The 15,849-nt window shown below is 51.3% G+C and carries 13 protein-coding genes; 5 read left to right on the forward strand and 8 right to left on the reverse strand.

Annotation, left to right across the window (positions count from 1 at the left end; translation table 11 throughout):
* The first annotated feature begins 44 nt into the window (after positions 1–44).
* From ACTJJS_RS29465 to ACTJJS_RS29480, 4 genes are all read left to right on the forward strand, one after another.
* Positions 45–6,779, forward strand: a complete 6,735-nt coding sequence (locus ACTJJS_RS29465) for an MBG domain-containing protein (RefSeq protein WP_440667209.1) — start codon at positions 45–47, stop codon at positions 6,777–6,779.
* On the forward strand, positions 6,769–7,692 hold the full coding sequence (locus ACTJJS_RS29470) for a PorP/SprF family type IX secretion system membrane protein (protein ID WP_440667211.1): 924 nt from the start codon (positions 6,769–6,771) through the stop codon (positions 7,690–7,692). The genes ACTJJS_RS29465 and ACTJJS_RS29470 overlap by 11 nt, the downstream gene beginning before the upstream one ends.
* Positions 7,693–7,833: 141 nt before the next feature.
* The gene (locus ACTJJS_RS29475) at positions 7,834–8,616 is read left to right on the forward strand and encodes a hypothetical protein (protein ID WP_440667213.1); all 783 of its coding nucleotides are present in this window, start codon (positions 7,834–7,836) and stop codon (positions 8,614–8,616) included.
* 15 nt (positions 8,617–8,631) lie between these two features.
* Entirely contained in the window at positions 8,632–8,913 is a 282-nt protein-coding gene (locus tag ACTJJS_RS29480) for a hypothetical protein (RefSeq protein ID WP_440667214.1), read from the forward strand.
* An 88-nt stretch (positions 8,914–9,001) separates the two neighbouring features.
* On the opposite strand, the gene ACTJJS_RS29485 is transcribed toward ACTJJS_RS29480, so the two are convergent.
* From ACTJJS_RS29485 to ACTJJS_RS29505, 5 genes are all read right to left on the reverse strand, one after another.
* Positions 9,002–9,628 carry a DUF2306 domain-containing protein gene (locus ACTJJS_RS29485; protein ID WP_440667216.1) on the reverse strand — a complete coding sequence of 209 codons (627 nt, stop codon included), beginning with the start codon at positions 9,626–9,628 and terminating at the stop codon, positions 9,002–9,004.
* Positions 9,629–9,702: 74 nt separating this feature from the next.
* The gene (locus ACTJJS_RS29490) at positions 9,703–10,065 is read right to left on the reverse strand and encodes a winged helix-turn-helix transcriptional regulator (RefSeq protein ID WP_440667218.1); all 363 of its coding nucleotides are present in this window, start codon (positions 10,063–10,065) and stop codon (positions 9,703–9,705) included.
* Positions 10,066–10,130: 65 nt separating this feature from the next.
* Positions 10,131–10,775 carry a hypothetical protein gene (locus tag ACTJJS_RS29495; protein ID WP_440667220.1) on the reverse strand — a complete coding sequence of 215 codons (645 nt, stop codon included), beginning with the start codon at positions 10,773–10,775 and terminating at the stop codon, positions 10,131–10,133.
* A gap of 29 nt (positions 10,776–10,804) precedes the next feature.
* Complete coding sequence (locus tag ACTJJS_RS29500) at positions 10,805–11,359, reverse strand: RNA polymerase sigma factor (RefSeq protein ID WP_440667445.1); 555 nt, start codon at positions 11,357–11,359, stop codon at positions 10,805–10,807.
* Positions 11,360–11,423: 64 nt separating this feature from the next.
* The gene (locus ACTJJS_RS29505; protein ID WP_168873614.1) at positions 11,424–12,251 is read right to left on the reverse strand and encodes a hypothetical protein; all 828 of its coding nucleotides are present in this window, start codon (positions 12,249–12,251) and stop codon (positions 11,424–11,426) included.
* A gap of 189 nt (positions 12,252–12,440) precedes the next feature.
* On the opposite strand from ACTJJS_RS29505, the gene ACTJJS_RS29510 reads away from it, so the two are divergent.
* Positions 12,441–12,884, forward strand: coding sequence for a lipocalin family protein (locus tag ACTJJS_RS29510; RefSeq protein ID WP_440667222.1), 444 nt, complete (start codon positions 12,441–12,443; stop codon positions 12,882–12,884).
* A 67-nt stretch (positions 12,885–12,951) separates the two neighbouring features.
* On the opposite strand, the gene ACTJJS_RS29515 is transcribed toward ACTJJS_RS29510, so the two are convergent.
* The 3 genes from ACTJJS_RS29515 to ACTJJS_RS29525 form a co-directional block, all read right to left on the reverse strand.
* Positions 12,952–13,983 carry an RNA ligase family protein gene (locus ACTJJS_RS29515; protein ID WP_440667224.1) on the reverse strand — a complete coding sequence of 344 codons (1,032 nt, stop codon included), beginning with the start codon at positions 13,981–13,983 and terminating at the stop codon, positions 12,952–12,954.
* Positions 13,984–14,048: 65 nt separating this feature from the next.
* The gene (locus tag ACTJJS_RS29520; protein WP_440667226.1) at positions 14,049–14,966 is read right to left on the reverse strand and encodes a DUF6268 family outer membrane beta-barrel protein; all 918 of its coding nucleotides are present in this window, start codon (positions 14,964–14,966) and stop codon (positions 14,049–14,051) included.
* A 71-nt stretch (positions 14,967–15,037) separates the two neighbouring features.
* The gene (locus tag ACTJJS_RS29525) at positions 15,038–15,841 is read right to left on the reverse strand and encodes a helix-turn-helix domain-containing protein (RefSeq protein ID WP_440667228.1); all 804 of its coding nucleotides are present in this window, start codon (positions 15,839–15,841) and stop codon (positions 15,038–15,040) included.
* Positions 15,842–15,849 lie beyond the last annotated feature (8 nt).

Consider the following 15,849-nt stretch of genomic DNA (forward strand, 5'->3'; position numbering starts at 1 on the left):
CTACAACACAACGATATATCCCTTATACCAAAGGCTTCCCCTCTATGAAGTTAATTTTACGCAGGACAGTAATTTTTATACTATTCCTAACCGGTATAATCCCCATTGCGCAGGCACAGTTCAACCCCGGTGAACTGCTTTTTACCGGTGTTAATACCTTTGACGACGACACAGATGGTAATACACAGGACGATGCGTTTTCGTTTGTGATATCACGTGACTGCCCGGCGAATACCACTATTTACTTTACAGACCTTGGATGGACAGGCAGCAACTTTCAGTCGCTTTCCTGTAGCACCGGTGGTGCGCAAACTGATGGCATCATCGCATGGAATTCCGGCGGGGCGGTTATCAAAGCCGGGCAGGTGGTGGTGGTCCGTTGCAAATACAAACTTACCGCTACCATCGGTACAGTGACCGGTCTCAATGCTACCCGGAACTCTGCCGGTAACGAATATATCAGCCTCGGGCTGGCTGGCGATCAGCTGTTTGCCTTCACCGGCAGCCCTTCCGCTCCCTTTATCATAGGAGGGCTTAATATCAACCGGTCCACCTGGGAAACCACGCTGGACCCGTGTGAATTCAGCTCTTCCAAATCAATGCAGCCAACCGGCCTGACCATCCCCAATGTCACTGCCGTCAACGGCCGTTACAACTGTAATGTGGCTGCCGCTAACTCATGGTCCACACTTCAGTCATTGGTACTGAATACAGCCAACTGGACGATGGACAATACCATGGCGTCACCTGTGCCCGCAGCGCTCGACCTGATAAAGACGCCACCCTGTAACCTGTCTGTTGTAAAAGCCGGTTTTGCCGGTGTTTTGTTTGTCAACAACCAGGCCGCTGTTCCCGGAGACGGCAGCAGCTGGAGTTCTCCCCTGCCCGAGTTGCGTGACGCACTCGCCGCAGCAGCCATCCCGGCCAATGGCATTCGCCAGATATGGGTGGCCAAAGGCACTTATAAACCCAGTACCACCGATCCTAACCAGTCATTTGCACTGATCCCCAATATACCGGTGTATGGCGGGTTTAATGGCACAGAAGGTTCGCCAGGCACTCGTAATATCGCCGCCAATCCTGTAATCCTCAGCGGAGACATCGATAACAACGATGTGCTCACCAATGGCATTGTACTTACTTCCGCTAATATTAACGGCAACAACAGTTACCATGTGGTGACCAGCAACGGCGGTGATGTCACCCTCGACGGCGTGACCGTTACCGGCGGGCAAAGCATCTCCTCCCCCGGTAATCCAAATGGAGCGGGCTTTTTCGCCAACGCTACGGGGAATGTAACGATCGCGAATACACGTTTTTATGGCAATAAGGCCGCCGGCGCAGGCGCCGCCGCCTGGTTCTCCGCGGCTACAACAGCAGCGGTCACCAACAGCAGCTTCTTTGGCAATGGGGCGCCGGTTAACCAGGGAACTCTTGTGACAAACAACTCCCTTACGCTCACCAATGTCACTATTGCCGGCAATCTCTCCGATGGCATCAGGTTAAACCCCGTCAGTCAGCTGAATGCCTATAACAGCATCATTACCGGCAACACCGGTTCGAATATAGTACAGGCAGGAGGCCTGAGCAATTACTACTACAGTATCAACGGCTCTTCCTATTATACCAACAACAGCTTTTCACAATTCATTCTCAATATAGATTTTACCAATTTAGCCAGTGGTGATCTTACCCTGAAAGTAACGAGCGAGGCTATCAACCGTGGCGACCCGCAAACCAACAACTTCGGATATCCGTTGCAGGTAGGCACTACTGACCTGGCCGGCCAGACACGCATTAAGAACACTGCTATCGATGCAGGCGCCTTTGAATACCAGTCACAGAGCCAGAACCTGATGGTTAATCCGATACCTGCGGCTACCTATGGCGACAACAATATTACGCCGTCTGCCACTACCGACGGCGGCGGTACTATCACCTTTACGTCCGACAACCCTGCGGTAGCTACTATCGTGGCCGGTAAGATCGTGATCAAAGGCGCAGGCACCGCACAGATCACAGCCACCGCATCTGCCACCAACGGCTACGACGCCAAAAGCAGGACCATACCGTTTTCGGTTAATAAAAAAGTGCTTACCCTTACAGCAGATTCCAAAACGCGGGTATACGGTACCGCCAACCCAACATTTACGGGCACCTACAGTGGTTTTGTATATAATGAAGACGCCTCAGTAGTCCGTGGCACCCCGGGATATATGACCATTGCCGACATCAGCAGCCCGCCGGGCAGCTACACCATCAATCCCATGACCGCCACGCTTATCAGCGCCGATAATTACTCCTTTACAGGCGTTCCCGGCACCCTGACGATCACCAAGGCTTCGCAAACCATCAATTTCACGGTACCAGCTGAAGTGACATACGGCACGCCTGTAACACTGACCAAACAAACAGACGGCGGTCTTGACATCACCTATACCGTCTCAGGGCCAGCCACTGTGAATGGTAACAATATCACGCTTACCGGCATCGGCACTGTAACGGTCACGGCTACACAAAACGGCGATATCAATCATACCGCTGCCACACCAGTGGTACAGTCATTCACCGTAAAAAAAGCGAGGCTGACGGTAACAGCCAACGATAAAACCCGGAGCTACCAGCAAGCCAATCCGGCGCCGGACTATACCATCACCGGATTTGTGAACGGAGAAACAACGGCTGTTGTGAGCGGCACGCCCAACATGACCATCACCGCTGATGTATCCAGCGATGCCGGCACCTACCCTATCAACATTACCCAGGGAAACCTGAGCGCCGCCAACTATGATTTCAGTTTTGTTCCGGGTATGCTCACCATCAATAAACTACCGCAAACCATTACCTTCCCGGCATTAGCCAATAAAACCTATGGCGATGCGCCCATCACACTCAACGCCACCAGTGATGCCGGGCTGCCTGTCAGCTACACCGCTTCCGGTCCAGCCACGCTCAGTAACAATGTACTGACCATCACCGGCGCCGGCACGGTAACGGTAACGGCTACACAGACGGGAGACGCTAACCATGATGCAGCGTCACCTGTTGTGAACCTCTTCTCAGTAGGTAAAGCTGCCCTTCAGCTGAAGGCTGACAACCTATCGAGAGAATATGGACAGCCCAATCCGGCGCTGACCTACACTTACAGCGGTTTTGTCAACGGGGAAGACGCTACTGCGTTAACGGGTACTGTCGGCCTGTCTACTACCGCCGGCCAGAACAGCTTACCAGGTAGCTACCCTATTACCATCAATTCTATCCCAACCTCACCCAATTACATCATCGTGATATCAGGTGGGCTGCTGACTGTAAGCGTAGCGCAGCAAGCCATCACCTTCCCTGCTATCAGTGATATGACCTACGGTGATGCGGCCTTTACGCTGGCAGCCACCAGCAGCAGCGGTCTGCCAGTCACCTATTCCGGCAACGGACCTGTTACGCTGAACGGCAATACCGCGACAATTACCGGCGTGGGCACCGTGACCATCACTGCCAGCCAGACCGGTAACGGCAATTTTAATCCCGCACAACAGGTAACACAAACGTTCCGCATCAACAAAGCCATGCTGACCGCCACCGCCAATAATAAAACAAGGGTGTATCAACAGGCCAACCCGGTGCTGGACTATACCATGAGCGGCTTTAAGAACGGCGATAACAGCTCCGCCTACAGCGGCGACCCGATAATCAGCACCATGGCTACAGTGTCCAGCGATGCGGGCACTTATCCTATTAGCATTACCAAAGGCACGCTGACCGCCCCCAATTACGACTTTAGTTTTGCGGACGGTACGCTTACCATTGCTAAAGCATCTCAAACGATCACCTTCCCTGCCCTTGCCAACAAAACCTATGGCGATGCGCCCATTACGCTGAATGCCAGCAGCAGTGCAGGACTTCCGGTAAGTTACACCGTCAGTGGCCCCGCCAGCATCAATGGTAATACACTCAGCATCACCGGCGCAGGCACGGTGACCGTCACAGCTGAACAAGCAGGAGATGTTAACTACAACGCCGCAACACCCGCGTCGCAAAGCTTCAGCGTGGCCAAGGCCCAACTGACCGCCAAAGCCGATGATAAATCAAGGGAATACGGCCAGAACAACCCGCCACTGACCTACAGCTATGTTGGTTTTGTAAATGGTGATGACGCCGCTGTCATCGTTGGCACCATCAATGTTTCCACGACGGCTAATATCCTTAGTCAGCCCGGCGCCTACCCGCTCATCGTCAACATGAGTATCAGTCAACCAGCCAACTACACCGTGGCCGCGGCCAACGGCACACTGAGCATAACGACCGCGCAGCAGTCCATCACTTTCCCGGCTATCAGCGACAAAACCTATGGTGACGCTGCCTTTGCACTCAACGCCACCGCCAGCAGCAGTCTGCCGGTAACATATACCATTATCAGCGGGCCGGCCACTATCAGCGGCAATACCGTCACATTGACCGGCAGCGGCGATGTGACCATCGCGGCAGACCAGGCAGGCGACGGTAACTATAATCCGGCCGCACAGGTAACGCAGACATTCCGGGTCAACAAGGCCATGCTGACCGTCACTGCCAACGATAAAACAAAGGCCTATAAACAACCGAACCCGTCACTGGACTACACCATTACCGGGTTCACAGGCTCCGACAATGCCAGCGTAATCAGCGGTTCAGCCGCCACCAGCACTTTGGCAGGCATCAATAGTCCGACAGGTACTTATCCGATCAACGTTAGCCTGGGCACCCTCGGCGCAGCCAATTATGACTTCCGGTTTACCTCCGGTACGCTGACAGTTACGCCGACCGGCCAACAGATCGACTTTACTGCTATTACCAATAAACAATACGGCGACGCTCCATTTGCCCTGACCGCCTCTTCCGATGCGGGCTTACCGGTAGCCTTCGCGGTAACCGCCGGTCCGGCTACCGTTAACGGTAATACGCTGACCATCACCAGCTCCGGCACAGTAACGGTAACGGCTACACAAAACGGCGATGCTAACTATAACGCCGCTACGCCGGTGAGCCAAAGTTTCACCATCACCAAAGCTCCGCTACAGGTGAAGGCAGATGATAAACAACGCGCCTTTGGCGTCAATAATCCGGTACTCACCTACACCATCACCGGTTTTGTCTATAGTGATAACAACAGCGTTGTGGCCGGTACACCAGCATTGAGCACCACTGCCAATGCCACCAGTACAGCAGGTACCTACCCCGTGCATATTACCGCCGGCACTTTAAGCGCCGCCAACTATACCTTTACACTTGCAGACGGTACGCTGACCGTAGGTCCGGCAGACCAGTCTATTTCTTTCCTTGCCCTCAACAGTAAAACCTATGGCGACGCCGCCTTTACGCTTAACGCTACTGCCAGCAGCACGTTACCAGTGAGTTATACTGTTGTCAGCGGCCCGGCTGCCATCAATGGCAATACCGTCACCCTGATTGGTGCCGGCGCTGTGACCATCGCAGCGGACCAGGCGGGCAACAACGAATTCAAGCCGGCGCCACAGGTAACACAAACCTTCAACGTGGCCAAAGCAGCGCTGACCGTCACCGCGAAAAACGATACCCGCACCTATAACGGCACCGCCTATACCGGCGGCAACGGTGTTGACTATACGGGATTTGTGAACGGAGACAATACCGGCAGATTAACCGGCACAGTGACCTACAGCGGTACAGCGCAGGGCGCCACGGATGCAGGTCTTTATGTGATCACACCGGCAGGCCTTAACAGTAACGATTACACGCTCACCTTTATGAATGGCACCCTTACCATCACAAAGGCATCGCAACAAATCAGCTTCACTGCCCCGGCCAACAAAAACCAGGGCGACGCGCCGTTTACTCTCAGCGCCACCGCCAGCTCTGGTTTACCTGTCAGCTTCAGCAGCGACAATACACCGGTGATAACCGTTAACGGCAACACCGCCACTATAGGCAATGCAGGCACCGTTGTCATCACGGCCTCACAGGCCGGCAACAACAACTACGAACCTGCTGCGGCCGTGGCCCGGACCATCGTAGTGACCGCCTACCAGCCGCCGGTGATCACTGCCCAGGGCAATACCATTTTCTGCCAGGGCGGCAGCGTAACATTACAGTCCACCGTAGCACCCGTATACGAATGGTACCGGAACAATACCCTGGTGCCCGGGGCAGGCAGCCGCACCCTCACTGTCACTGAAAGCGGCAGCTATACCGTAAAAGCCATCTACCCTGACAACTCCGGTTTAATGTCCACGGCGATGACCGTCACCGTGAACCCATTGCCAGCCGGCGATTTGCAGGTGAATGGCAATACCACCATCAGCAAAGGTGAACGTGTTACCCTCATAGCCTCCGGCGGCACCAGCTACAGCTGGGAACCTGCCACCGGCCTGAGCGACGCCACCGCAGCAGCGCCGGTCGCAAGGCCCGCGGCCACCACCACTTACCGGGTGACCATTGCCAACGCGGCAGGATGCAGCGTCAGCAAAGAGATCACCATCAACGTAAAAGAAGATTACAAGCTGGAACCCAACAACATCCTGACACCTAACGGCGACGGTATCAACGACGTGTGGGTCGTGAAAAATATCGATATGTACCCGCAGAACGAAGTGAAGATCTTTGACCGCACCGGCCGTCTTATCTATCGTCAGCGTGGCTATACGAACAACTGGAAAGGTACTGTCAACGGTCAGCCGCTGGCAGAAGGCACCTATTACTTTATCATCGACCTCGGTGATAACAAACCATTATTCAAAGGATTTATCACCATTGTACATGAGAACTAAACAGTTAGCCAGATATATACTGCTGCTGGGCGTCGGCGCGCTCAGCAGCCTGTATGCCGGAGCACAAACGGCCGGTAACCCGTCGCAGTTATACGAGCCATTGGCCGCCCAGTACTTCCTGGCGCCCTACCTCGCCAATCCGGCCATGGCCGGCATTGACACCGGACTGCATGTGTACCTCGCCTATCAACGCCCCTGGTCAGATATGCCCGGCGCACCTGAAGCAAAATCCCTGACCGCCGACTATAAACTGTTTCACCGTGTAGGCATCGGCATGAATATTTTCAACGACAAAGCCGGTCTGCTTAACAATACCAAAGTGGCTTTTTCCTACGCCTACCATCTGCCGCTCAACGCAGACGAGCGGAGCATGCTCCATTTCGGCCTGTCCGGCGCTTTCATTGCCCGGCGTCTGGATACCAAAGCCATCAACGGCGATATGAATGATCCGAATATCGGGGCCTTCAACCGGCGGGACAACTACTTTGAGGCCGACTTCGGCATGGCCTTTACCCATAAAGGGTTTTCCCTGCAAGGTTCATTGCCCAATCTGGTCAGCCTCGTAAAAGACAAATCATCCGATTTCGGCATCAACCGCAACGTGTTTTTTGCCGCAGCCGCCTACCGCTTCCCTGTCAACGATCAGCTGACGTCCATCGAGCCGAAGGTATGCCTCCGTGGTATAAAAGGTTATGAGAATATCATCGATGCAGGCGCCAATTTTGTTTTCCTGGAAGATCTTGTCAACGTGTTCGGCATGTACCATTCCAGCCGGAGCTTCAGCGCCGGAGCTGGTATCAATTACAAGTCTGTCGCCGGCTTCCAGCTGGTCTACAACTCCCAGACCGCAGGGCTGGCCAACTACACCAATGGTACGTTTGAGCTGGACCTCGTAGTGCATTTGTTCAAATGATATAATTTGATAATCCGGGGGCTTACGCCCCGGGATTTCAGAGATTAACTCATCTTTTCATCGGTATTTTATATATTCGCTACCATCATTTAGTATTAATATTATCGCTCAGGGCTAACGCTCCGGGAAACAAATTTCGATATGAAAAGATTCGCTTTATTATTCCTTGTAATGTGTTCTGTATCTGCTTACGCCCAGAATACCATCAATAACTACAAATACGTGCTGATACCTGAGCGGTTCGATTTTTCGCGCGAAGACAACCAGTATGGCCTGAACACGCTGGCGAAGATGTTGCTGGAAGAAAAAGGTTTCACCGCCTATTTTGACAATACGGAACTTCCGAAGGAACTGGCGGGCAACAAGTGTGAGGCGCTGAAAGCAGAGGTAACACAGCGTAAGGCGCTGTTCGCGACCAACCTGACGCTGATATTAAAAGACTGTCAGGGTAACATCGTCTTCAAAAGTAAAGAAGGCAAAAGCCGGGAAAAGGAATTCAACACTTCCTATAATATGGCGATGAGAGATGCTTTCGCTTCCCTGAAAGATGAACCGTACACCTATAACGGCAGCACCCATGCACGGACGGAAGTGGTAACCTCCACCCCGGCGCCGGCTCCTGTAGCAGCTCCGGCGGCAGCACCTGTGGCTTCCACACCTGCCGCACCGGCCCCTGCTCCCGCGACGCCCGCTGTAAAAGACGCCGCCGGCACCCTGTACGCACAGGCTATCGCCAACGGCTACCAGTTGATCGATACCGCTCCGAAAATCGTTTTAACGCTGCTGAAAACATCCGTACAGGATTGTTTCATCGCTGAAAACGGTCCGGTACACGGCCTGGTGGTGAAAAGAAACGGAGACTGGTATTTTGAACATTATAAAGACAATCAGCTGGTAGCAGAAAAGCTGCTGATCAAGTTCTGATATTTATCGTCTCCCATGGATAGACCAAGAATATATGTGGATTTTAATGAGATGATCGACAAAGACCTGGTATTGCTGTCACAGCAAGATACCAAACAGGACAGCGCCGGTAACACGGTGTTGCTCTTCGAAGGAAAGACGATCGATATATTCATGGAGGATACCAATGAACGGGGAGAAAAAGATAACCTGATTGCCAGTGGTACCGTAGAAGCGAATACCACTGGCCTTTTTCCGGTTTGTAAATGGAACTGCCGGATTGATGCCAACGGTATAAGGCATGAACGGGAACAGTAATTCCCCCGGCATTGCCTTATGGTCCGTTCCCGCTTCCCCTCAATATAGAAATAGCTATAGCCCGCTTCCTGCTGTGAAGGCGCATGTATTATTTTAACCTCACCGCCTTCACCATTTCATAGCCATACAAAGGAAGGGCCCATCCCAACCAGAAAAACGAGGGACTGATATCTTCAAAGCTGCCCAGCCTGTATGTCACCGGCATTTTCAGTATCAGTCCGGACACCACAAATGCCAGGGTCACAAGATAACTTCTGATCATCCAATCCTTATGTTCCTTAAAACGGCGTTTCAATGCCAGCCAGAAAGCGATGCCGGTGGTGGTGATCCATACAGACACCCATATCTGCAGGGAGAAGGCGTAGGCCCAGTTGATGGCATAAGCAGAGGTAGCAGCCAGCACAACGGCGCAGAGGCTACTGGCCAGGATGGCCAGCAGGTAAAGATATCCGATAATGCGGTGCAACCGCTTGTTGGCCAGCAGCCTGTTCCAGAACTGCATTGGTCCCAGTAGCAGCGCGCCGCCACCGGAAGTAATATGCATGATCAGGAAATACCTGACGGAATAATATTTTCCCATTGTTTCACGGGTGAACTGCAGATAGTGATCTGCCCCGTGCATGAATGTCCACGTAATAAAAAGAATACCGAGCCACAGTAGAACAAAAATGCTGTCCTTTAGGGTAAAAGCCTTGCCAATAATTGTGTTATTCATGATGCTTACAGATTTATGGACACAAAGCTCCGTATCCGTTCTGCAAGAGTCAATAACCGAAAAATTATTCGGTATCACGCTACCGCTCCGGCAATGGCCTGCTTCACCTGTTCTCCGTATTTTTTTCCCCAGTTGTCGATGGCATTTATCACCGGTACCAGGGATATGCCCAATTCGGTGAGGGTGTAATGTGTCCGGAGCGGGAAACCGGTCCCTGTATTTTTCTGTACGATGCCCATGGCTTCCAGTTCGCGGAGCTGCATGTCCAGCACCCTTGGAGAGGCTTCGCTGATGAGGCGGTGCATTTCGCTGGGCCGCTGATAGCCCTTATGGATCATATCGATGAGGCAGGGTTTCCATTTAGCGCCCAGTACCTGCATATACACGGTGATGCCACAGTCCATGTCCACCGGTGTTTTACGTTCGTATGTAAACATGCTATAGGTTTTCGTAAAGGACAAATTAACGACATTTTGCGGAAAAGATAATCGGGCTGGTTTTACTAGTTCTTTTTTCCGGAGGAATCTTTTTGCACGGATATCCGGTAATCATCTTCCGTGATGCCTTTTACGCCGCGTGGTTTTTTAACGGGGGCAGTCCGAATGGAGTCCGTCTCCAGCGGAAGGTACCGCTGATGCTGTACGGCAGCGGAATCCACCATGGGCGGCGGTACAACTTGTCTTGCCGAAGAATCCGGTGGCGGAACAGCAGGCAACAGCACGTCCATCAGCGAGATGCTGTCCTTCTTTTTATTGGCCGGAACGGGTTTGTCTTCCGCAGGCTTCACAGAGGTACTACTGTCCGGCGATGCCGGCGCGTGTGTTTCCGGTACGGGTTTTACCGGGGCTGTTTTTTCAGGTACAGGTGTGTGATGGCTGGTATACCACCATAATGCGGTGGCTGCGGCGGCGGCACCGGCGAAGCCGTACCAGCCTTTACTGAGGTACTTTACAATGCTTTTCCTGGCAGCGGTTTGTTGAGGTGTGTTGTTTTCTGTAGGTTGATGGTCTGTTTGTTGATGGTCTTTTGTGTCATCTGAGGAATGATCATCCGGAGTGTCTGCAACCGCATCCAACTGCAACGCAATATTAGCCCAAATGCTGTCCGCCATATCGGGAACAGGCACCTGGTCCAGCTTTGCTGCCATTAATTTTTCGTATGGAGTGGTTGTGTTCACTAAAGCTTTGTTGCTGTTAATTTTTGCTGAAGAATTTTTCTCGCCTCGCTCAGATGCCATTTACTGGTCCCCTCACTGATATTCAATTGCATGGCAATTTCCCTGTGAGTGTAACCGTCAATGGCATATAAGACAAAGACGGCATGCGTGGCTGGCGGTAGCTTCCGGACCAGCTGTAAGATGTCCGCGGCATCTGTTTTTTCGATCACACTATTGTTGACAGACGGTTCTTCCACCGCTTCCAGTTCAAGGCTGGAAAAGCGGCTGCGTTGTTTGACAATGTCCAGCGCTTCATTGATGACGATTTTTTTCAGCCAGCCATGGAAGTTGCCTTTGCTTTCATCAAAGGTGTGCAGGCTGCGGAACATCTTCACAAAGGCATGGCACAGGATATCGCCGGCTTCATGCTCGTCGTTGGCATAACGCATGGCAATGGCCATCGCAAAGCCATAGAGCTGCCTGTACAGCAGCTCCTGCGCTTTCCTGTTGCCCTGGCGGCACTCCGCGATGATATGCTTTAAATCCTGTTCCAGTTGTCTGTCAAACCGTTTAATACTATTGTCTCATCAAATTCCCCGACCACAAAATCCCAAAATCAAAAAAATGTAAATCAACCAGCTACCACTTGGTGTCATGCACTTTCCTTGCAAACAGCGCGGTGGTGATGGCGCTCACGTTCAATTTCTCCGCAGGGGACAATTCATTATAAAACCAGACGTTCCGGTCAATCAGGTCAATAATGGCGATAACGCCGTCCTTCGTGCTCAGCTCATAGCCCGACAACATCTTAAACAGCAACTGTCCTGTTTTACCGTTGGACAATTCTGTCTTTTTGATACTGAGCGGTTTGATATGGATGGTGTCCATACCATTGGTGGCCATCCCTTCATCTTCCTGTTTAATAAAAGCAAAAGGGTTGTTGTCGTGCTGCGCTTTCCGGTCGTACAGGTTGGTCATCACCAGTTCCCAGTTTTTGCTCTCCTGCGTAGTGTCCACGCTGATCAGCGCGGAGAAAATATACCGGTGCTCCTGCAATACCTCAAAGCCACTCAATATACTGCGGTTATCGAGGGTTTCATATTCATGTTTCCTGGTCATCTGCCGCTCATGGGCAAATATCTCCACGGTATTATGCCCGTCAGTAATGGCATAGCGGAATTTCGCCTTTTCATTTTCCACCGTTTCGGTTTTTGAAATGCCCGCCTGGTTCAGCAACAGGTTCTCCCAGAAAAAACCATGGACCGGGCCCCATCCCGGGTAACTGACATGCACCCCTCTCTTTATTTTTGAAGTGGTAAAATTAGCAAATGACATCCTGTTGCCCCTTGCCCCGGTCACATGCTGCATGGTGGCCTGCTCCTTAAATTTCTCCGGTACGGCCAGTTTCATGGAGGTCCCACAGCCCATCAAACAGATCCCGCTAAAAAGTAATACCGCGTTTTTCATCTTATTACTGCTCTATTAATACATTACAAATACTGATATATAAAGGTACCGCATATACGGCCGCCAACATCAATACCCCCGTTTTTTGTCAAAGGTTGGGTAATCCTCAAAAAAAATATTTTTTCTTTTTTCCCCAACCCTTTAGTCAACACCAGGGGTACTACTGTAAAATAGATTCAAACGAAATATATGAAAACAATGACCATCAAATGCACCCTGACTGTAATGATCGCTTCCGCCCTGCTGTTTTCCTGCAAAAAAGAAAAAAGCAGCCCTTCCGGTTGTGAGATCAGCGTGACCGGCCTTTCCGGCTCATACAAACTGACCGCCCTGCAATACCGGGAAAACGCCACCGCCACCCCTGTCGATTATCTCACTTACCTGGAAGACTGTGAAAAAGACGATATCATGGAGCTGAAAGCCAATGGCACCTACACTTACCACGACGCCGGCACCGTATGCCAGGAACAGACCGTTGACCATGGCACCTGGGAAGTGAAAGGCAATACCCTCACCAGCGACGGCAAACTGCAAGGCACCATCGCCAGCTACGATTGTAAAACACTGGTATATTATGTAGAAGGCGCTTTAACGAAAGGCGATAAACTGACTTATACTATGGTGAAACAATAACTGTCACACATCAGGAAGCCTCCGGAGACAAGTCCGGAGGCTTTCCTCTAAAAAGGTATGTACGCTGTCACATATTTTGATCTGCCATCAATACCGCTATACGGGCAGCGATACGCTCCCGTACCCAGCGCCGGTCCTGTTCATCCAAATCAGCGAGGAGATTACCACTGTCCTCGTTAAAATCAACCCACACGTCTTCCAGGAACTCGTTCCGGATCTCCTCTGTCCGTTGCTGATTGCCGGTATCAAAGCGGCCGGTTTTCGACAGCACGCTGTTTAACCGGTTCTTTGTGACATAGCGCGCCATTTCTGCCACCAGGAAGGAAAGCTGCTCCGACCGGGAACTTACCTCCGGGATAAATGACCACTTTTCCGCTTCATGGAATTTCTGCTCTTCGTCAAATTCCGGATTTTTCAGTTTGATGACCGGGCGTATATCCAGCGTGGCAAGCTCCGAATGGCGCAGCGGTTTGATCACCACTCCCTCTATCAGGTTGGATGGCAGCTCAGGCAGCTGCAGCTGCGCGGGGATACTGGAATGAATGCGGGTATCGAAATTCAGCGCCTCGTTCCATTTACCGGTGAACAGCGCTTTCGCATAGAAGATGCCAAACCGTTCGAAATAAACGATGGCAGTGTCATAATCGATATAACGTTTAGTGCCGTCAGCGGTTTCCACGGCAACATCGAAGGCACAGAACCGGACAACAGGACTGTAATACACGCCTGTCTGAATAGCCTGTACATGCGGGTCAGGCGCTACTGCGGGATGCGGGTACTTTCCGCCGAACAATTCCCCGTAGAGGATATACCGTTGTGCCGGCACATCCTGCGCCAGCTGTTCAAAGAAACGAACCACCTGTTCTTCCATACCGGCAACGACCGTCTGGAAGCCGAAAAAATCGTCGCTCCATTGCAGGTAAGCTTTTCTTTTGGCAAATAGCAACTGATGATCTTCGTACACGAAGCTGAAGTTGGCGCCATGCACTTTCTCTGTCACTACCCATTTTAATTTATTGAGGTCTTGCATCGCTTTCTCTGACAGGTGGAGACCCTTCAGATTTTTGGGCATTTTCTCGTATTCGGAATGTTTGTTCATTGTTGATCGGTATGGCCCGTGGTTAACAGCGGCTAAAATAAACAATTCCTCCAACAAACGGACGGCTACTTCAACCGGTAGGTGATCATGGCTTTGCCATAGGCGGTGTTGCTGATGCTGAAATTCCGGATGGTGTCGTGACCGGGACTGAAAAGCTTATAACTGCCGAACAGCCCCATACCGCCCTGCAACCCGAACCACAGATTTTTATAAATACGCTGGTTAAACTGTATGCCGGCATGAACAGTGGAGAACTGGGCGTAGTCTATCTCTTTGCCTTCAAAATCCGTATAGTTCTTCAGGTTATACCGGGTCCAGTCGATAGAGCCGGCGATGCCTACCTGTGTGTTGGAGGTTACGTTATAAGCCACATTGAGCCTGGGCCAATAGAACTGTCCTTCCCATTTACCGTTGTTGCTTTTATAATCGACGGATATACCGGGGGTGAACAAAAATTCGTTGAAGGAATACATGACATGCAGCCCGAAACCCACTTCCAGGTTGGATTTTTTACCAAATCTTTTAGATACCCCATAGATACCGTCCACAATCAGGTCATCGGAAGAAAGCCCGCTTTTAAAATCCGATGCCACAGTGGGTATGAGTATGCCCAGCACTGACCACCTCTTTGCGATGGGATGGCGGACAATCATCACGGCCTTTATTTCATGAATTTTGTCCAGCTGATAAAGGTGGTCCGTATTTTTCTGATCAAAAGAAAAAGCCAGCTGGCGATAATTGATGTTCGTGAGTAGCTGCGTTTTCCCGAAATGCATGGGCGGTAATGACAACCATGCATCGTATGTATTGTATTTAAATTTGTTGCCTTGAAGACCGCTGCCCTCCGGGAGATCATTAAACTGGCTTTCGCCATGAGCGGTTACCGATACCCCGGCTATATCTTTAACAGATTGCGCGAAAATACCATCTGAATAAAATGCGAACAGACTGATAAGCAATGACTGATGCAATAAGCGTTTCATGTTTTCCTTTAGTTTGATAACACAAAGGTCGCTGGCTGGCATCGGCTGCTTTCGAACAGAATCTACCTTTATCAGGACAAACTCTGCACGAGGGAAGCCCTGTATTCGGAGGGTGTCAGGTGGGTGATCTTCTTAAAAAGACGACCGAAATAACCGGGGTCTTCATAGTTCAGCTCAAAAGCCACGGCCGCAATATCTTTCGTAAAATCCTGTAGCAAAAGCTGGCTGTGTAAAATATTCACTTTGTTGATCCACTCTTTCGGCGCAGTGCCCAAAGTCTGTTGCACGCAACGGTTCAAATAATTCACGGAGACGGCCAGCTTGTCTACATAAAAGGAAACCGCTCTTTGTTCTACATGATGTTTATACACGAGCTCCTTAAATGCGAAGGTGATTTCACTGCTGCGGGTCACTGACTTATGCCGACCGCTATCTGACGCGATGATCTTCATGAGTGCAGCCTGGAAGAGGGAGTAGCAGATGGCCATGTCGGGAGAGAACCGCTGGAGCTCGTGTGTCAGCAGCCCGAACAACGGCGTAAGCCAATGGCTGGTTTCCGCCGGCAATGTCACCACTGTGCCGGTGCTGAACAGGTGTATCAGTTTTTCTTTGGACAAAAGATGATGCAGGGTGCTGTCTTCAAAAACCACCACATACCCTTCCACGTCGTCACTGGTTTCCAGCAGGGCGGTTACATTGCCCTGTTTTACAAAGAGCACATCATGGGGGCCGATGTGTTTTACCGCCGCATCTACCTGTTGACTGGCACGCCCGTGCGTAAGGTGTACAATAAAATTGTAGTCCGGCCTGTAAAGTGGCGTTGGCAGGCTTATCAGTCCTGCTGTTTCCCTGATGTCAAATATTTGCAGGGGCATGTGGGTTG

The sequence above is a fragment of the Chitinophaga sp. 22308 genome (assembly GCF_052045305.1).
GTDB lineage: Bacteria > Bacteroidota > Bacteroidia > Chitinophagales > Chitinophagaceae > Chitinophaga > Chitinophaga varians_A.

What these genes read in the sequence shown, in the direction of transcription:
- ACTJJS_RS29480 (WP_440667214.1), top strand. Translation starts at nt 8,632, where the DNA reads ATGGATAGACCAAGAATATATGTGGATTTTAATGAGATGATCGACAAA.
- ACTJJS_RS29465 (WP_440667209.1), top strand. Translation starts at nt 45, where the DNA reads ATGAAGTTAATTTTACGCAGGACAGTAATTTTTATACTATTCCTAACC.
- ACTJJS_RS29515 (WP_440667224.1), bottom strand. Translation starts at nt 13,983, where the DNA reads ATGAACAAACATTCCGAATACGAGAAAATGCCCAAAAATCTGAAGGGT.
- ACTJJS_RS29510 (WP_440667222.1), top strand. Translation starts at nt 12,441, where the DNA reads ATGAAAACAATGACCATCAAATGCACCCTGACTGTAATGATCGCTTCC.
- ACTJJS_RS29490 (WP_440667218.1), bottom strand. Translation starts at nt 10,065, where the DNA reads ATGTTTACATACGAACGTAAAACACCGGTGGACATGGACTGTGGCATC.
- ACTJJS_RS29495 (WP_440667220.1), bottom strand. Translation starts at nt 10,775, where the DNA reads ATGGCAGCAAAGCTGGACCAGGTGCCTGTTCCCGATATGGCGGACAGC.
- ACTJJS_RS29485 (WP_440667216.1), bottom strand. Translation starts at nt 9,628, where the DNA reads ATGAATAACACAATTATTGGCAAGGCTTTTACCCTAAAGGACAGCATT.
- ACTJJS_RS29520 (WP_440667226.1), bottom strand. Translation starts at nt 14,966, where the DNA reads ATGAAACGCTTATTGCATCAGTCATTGCTTATCAGTCTGTTCGCATTT.
- ACTJJS_RS29525 (WP_440667228.1), bottom strand. Translation starts at nt 15,841, where the DNA reads ATGCCCCTGCAAATATTTGACATCAGGGAAACAGCAGGACTGATAAGC.
- ACTJJS_RS29505 (WP_168873614.1), bottom strand. Translation starts at nt 12,251, where the DNA reads ATGAAAAACGCGGTATTACTTTTTAGCGGGATCTGTTTGATGGGCTGT.
- ACTJJS_RS29470 (WP_440667211.1), top strand. Translation starts at nt 6,769, where the DNA reads ATGAGAACTAAACAGTTAGCCAGATATATACTGCTGCTGGGCGTCGGC.
- ACTJJS_RS29475 (WP_440667213.1), top strand. Translation starts at nt 7,834, where the DNA reads ATGAAAAGATTCGCTTTATTATTCCTTGTAATGTGTTCTGTATCTGCT.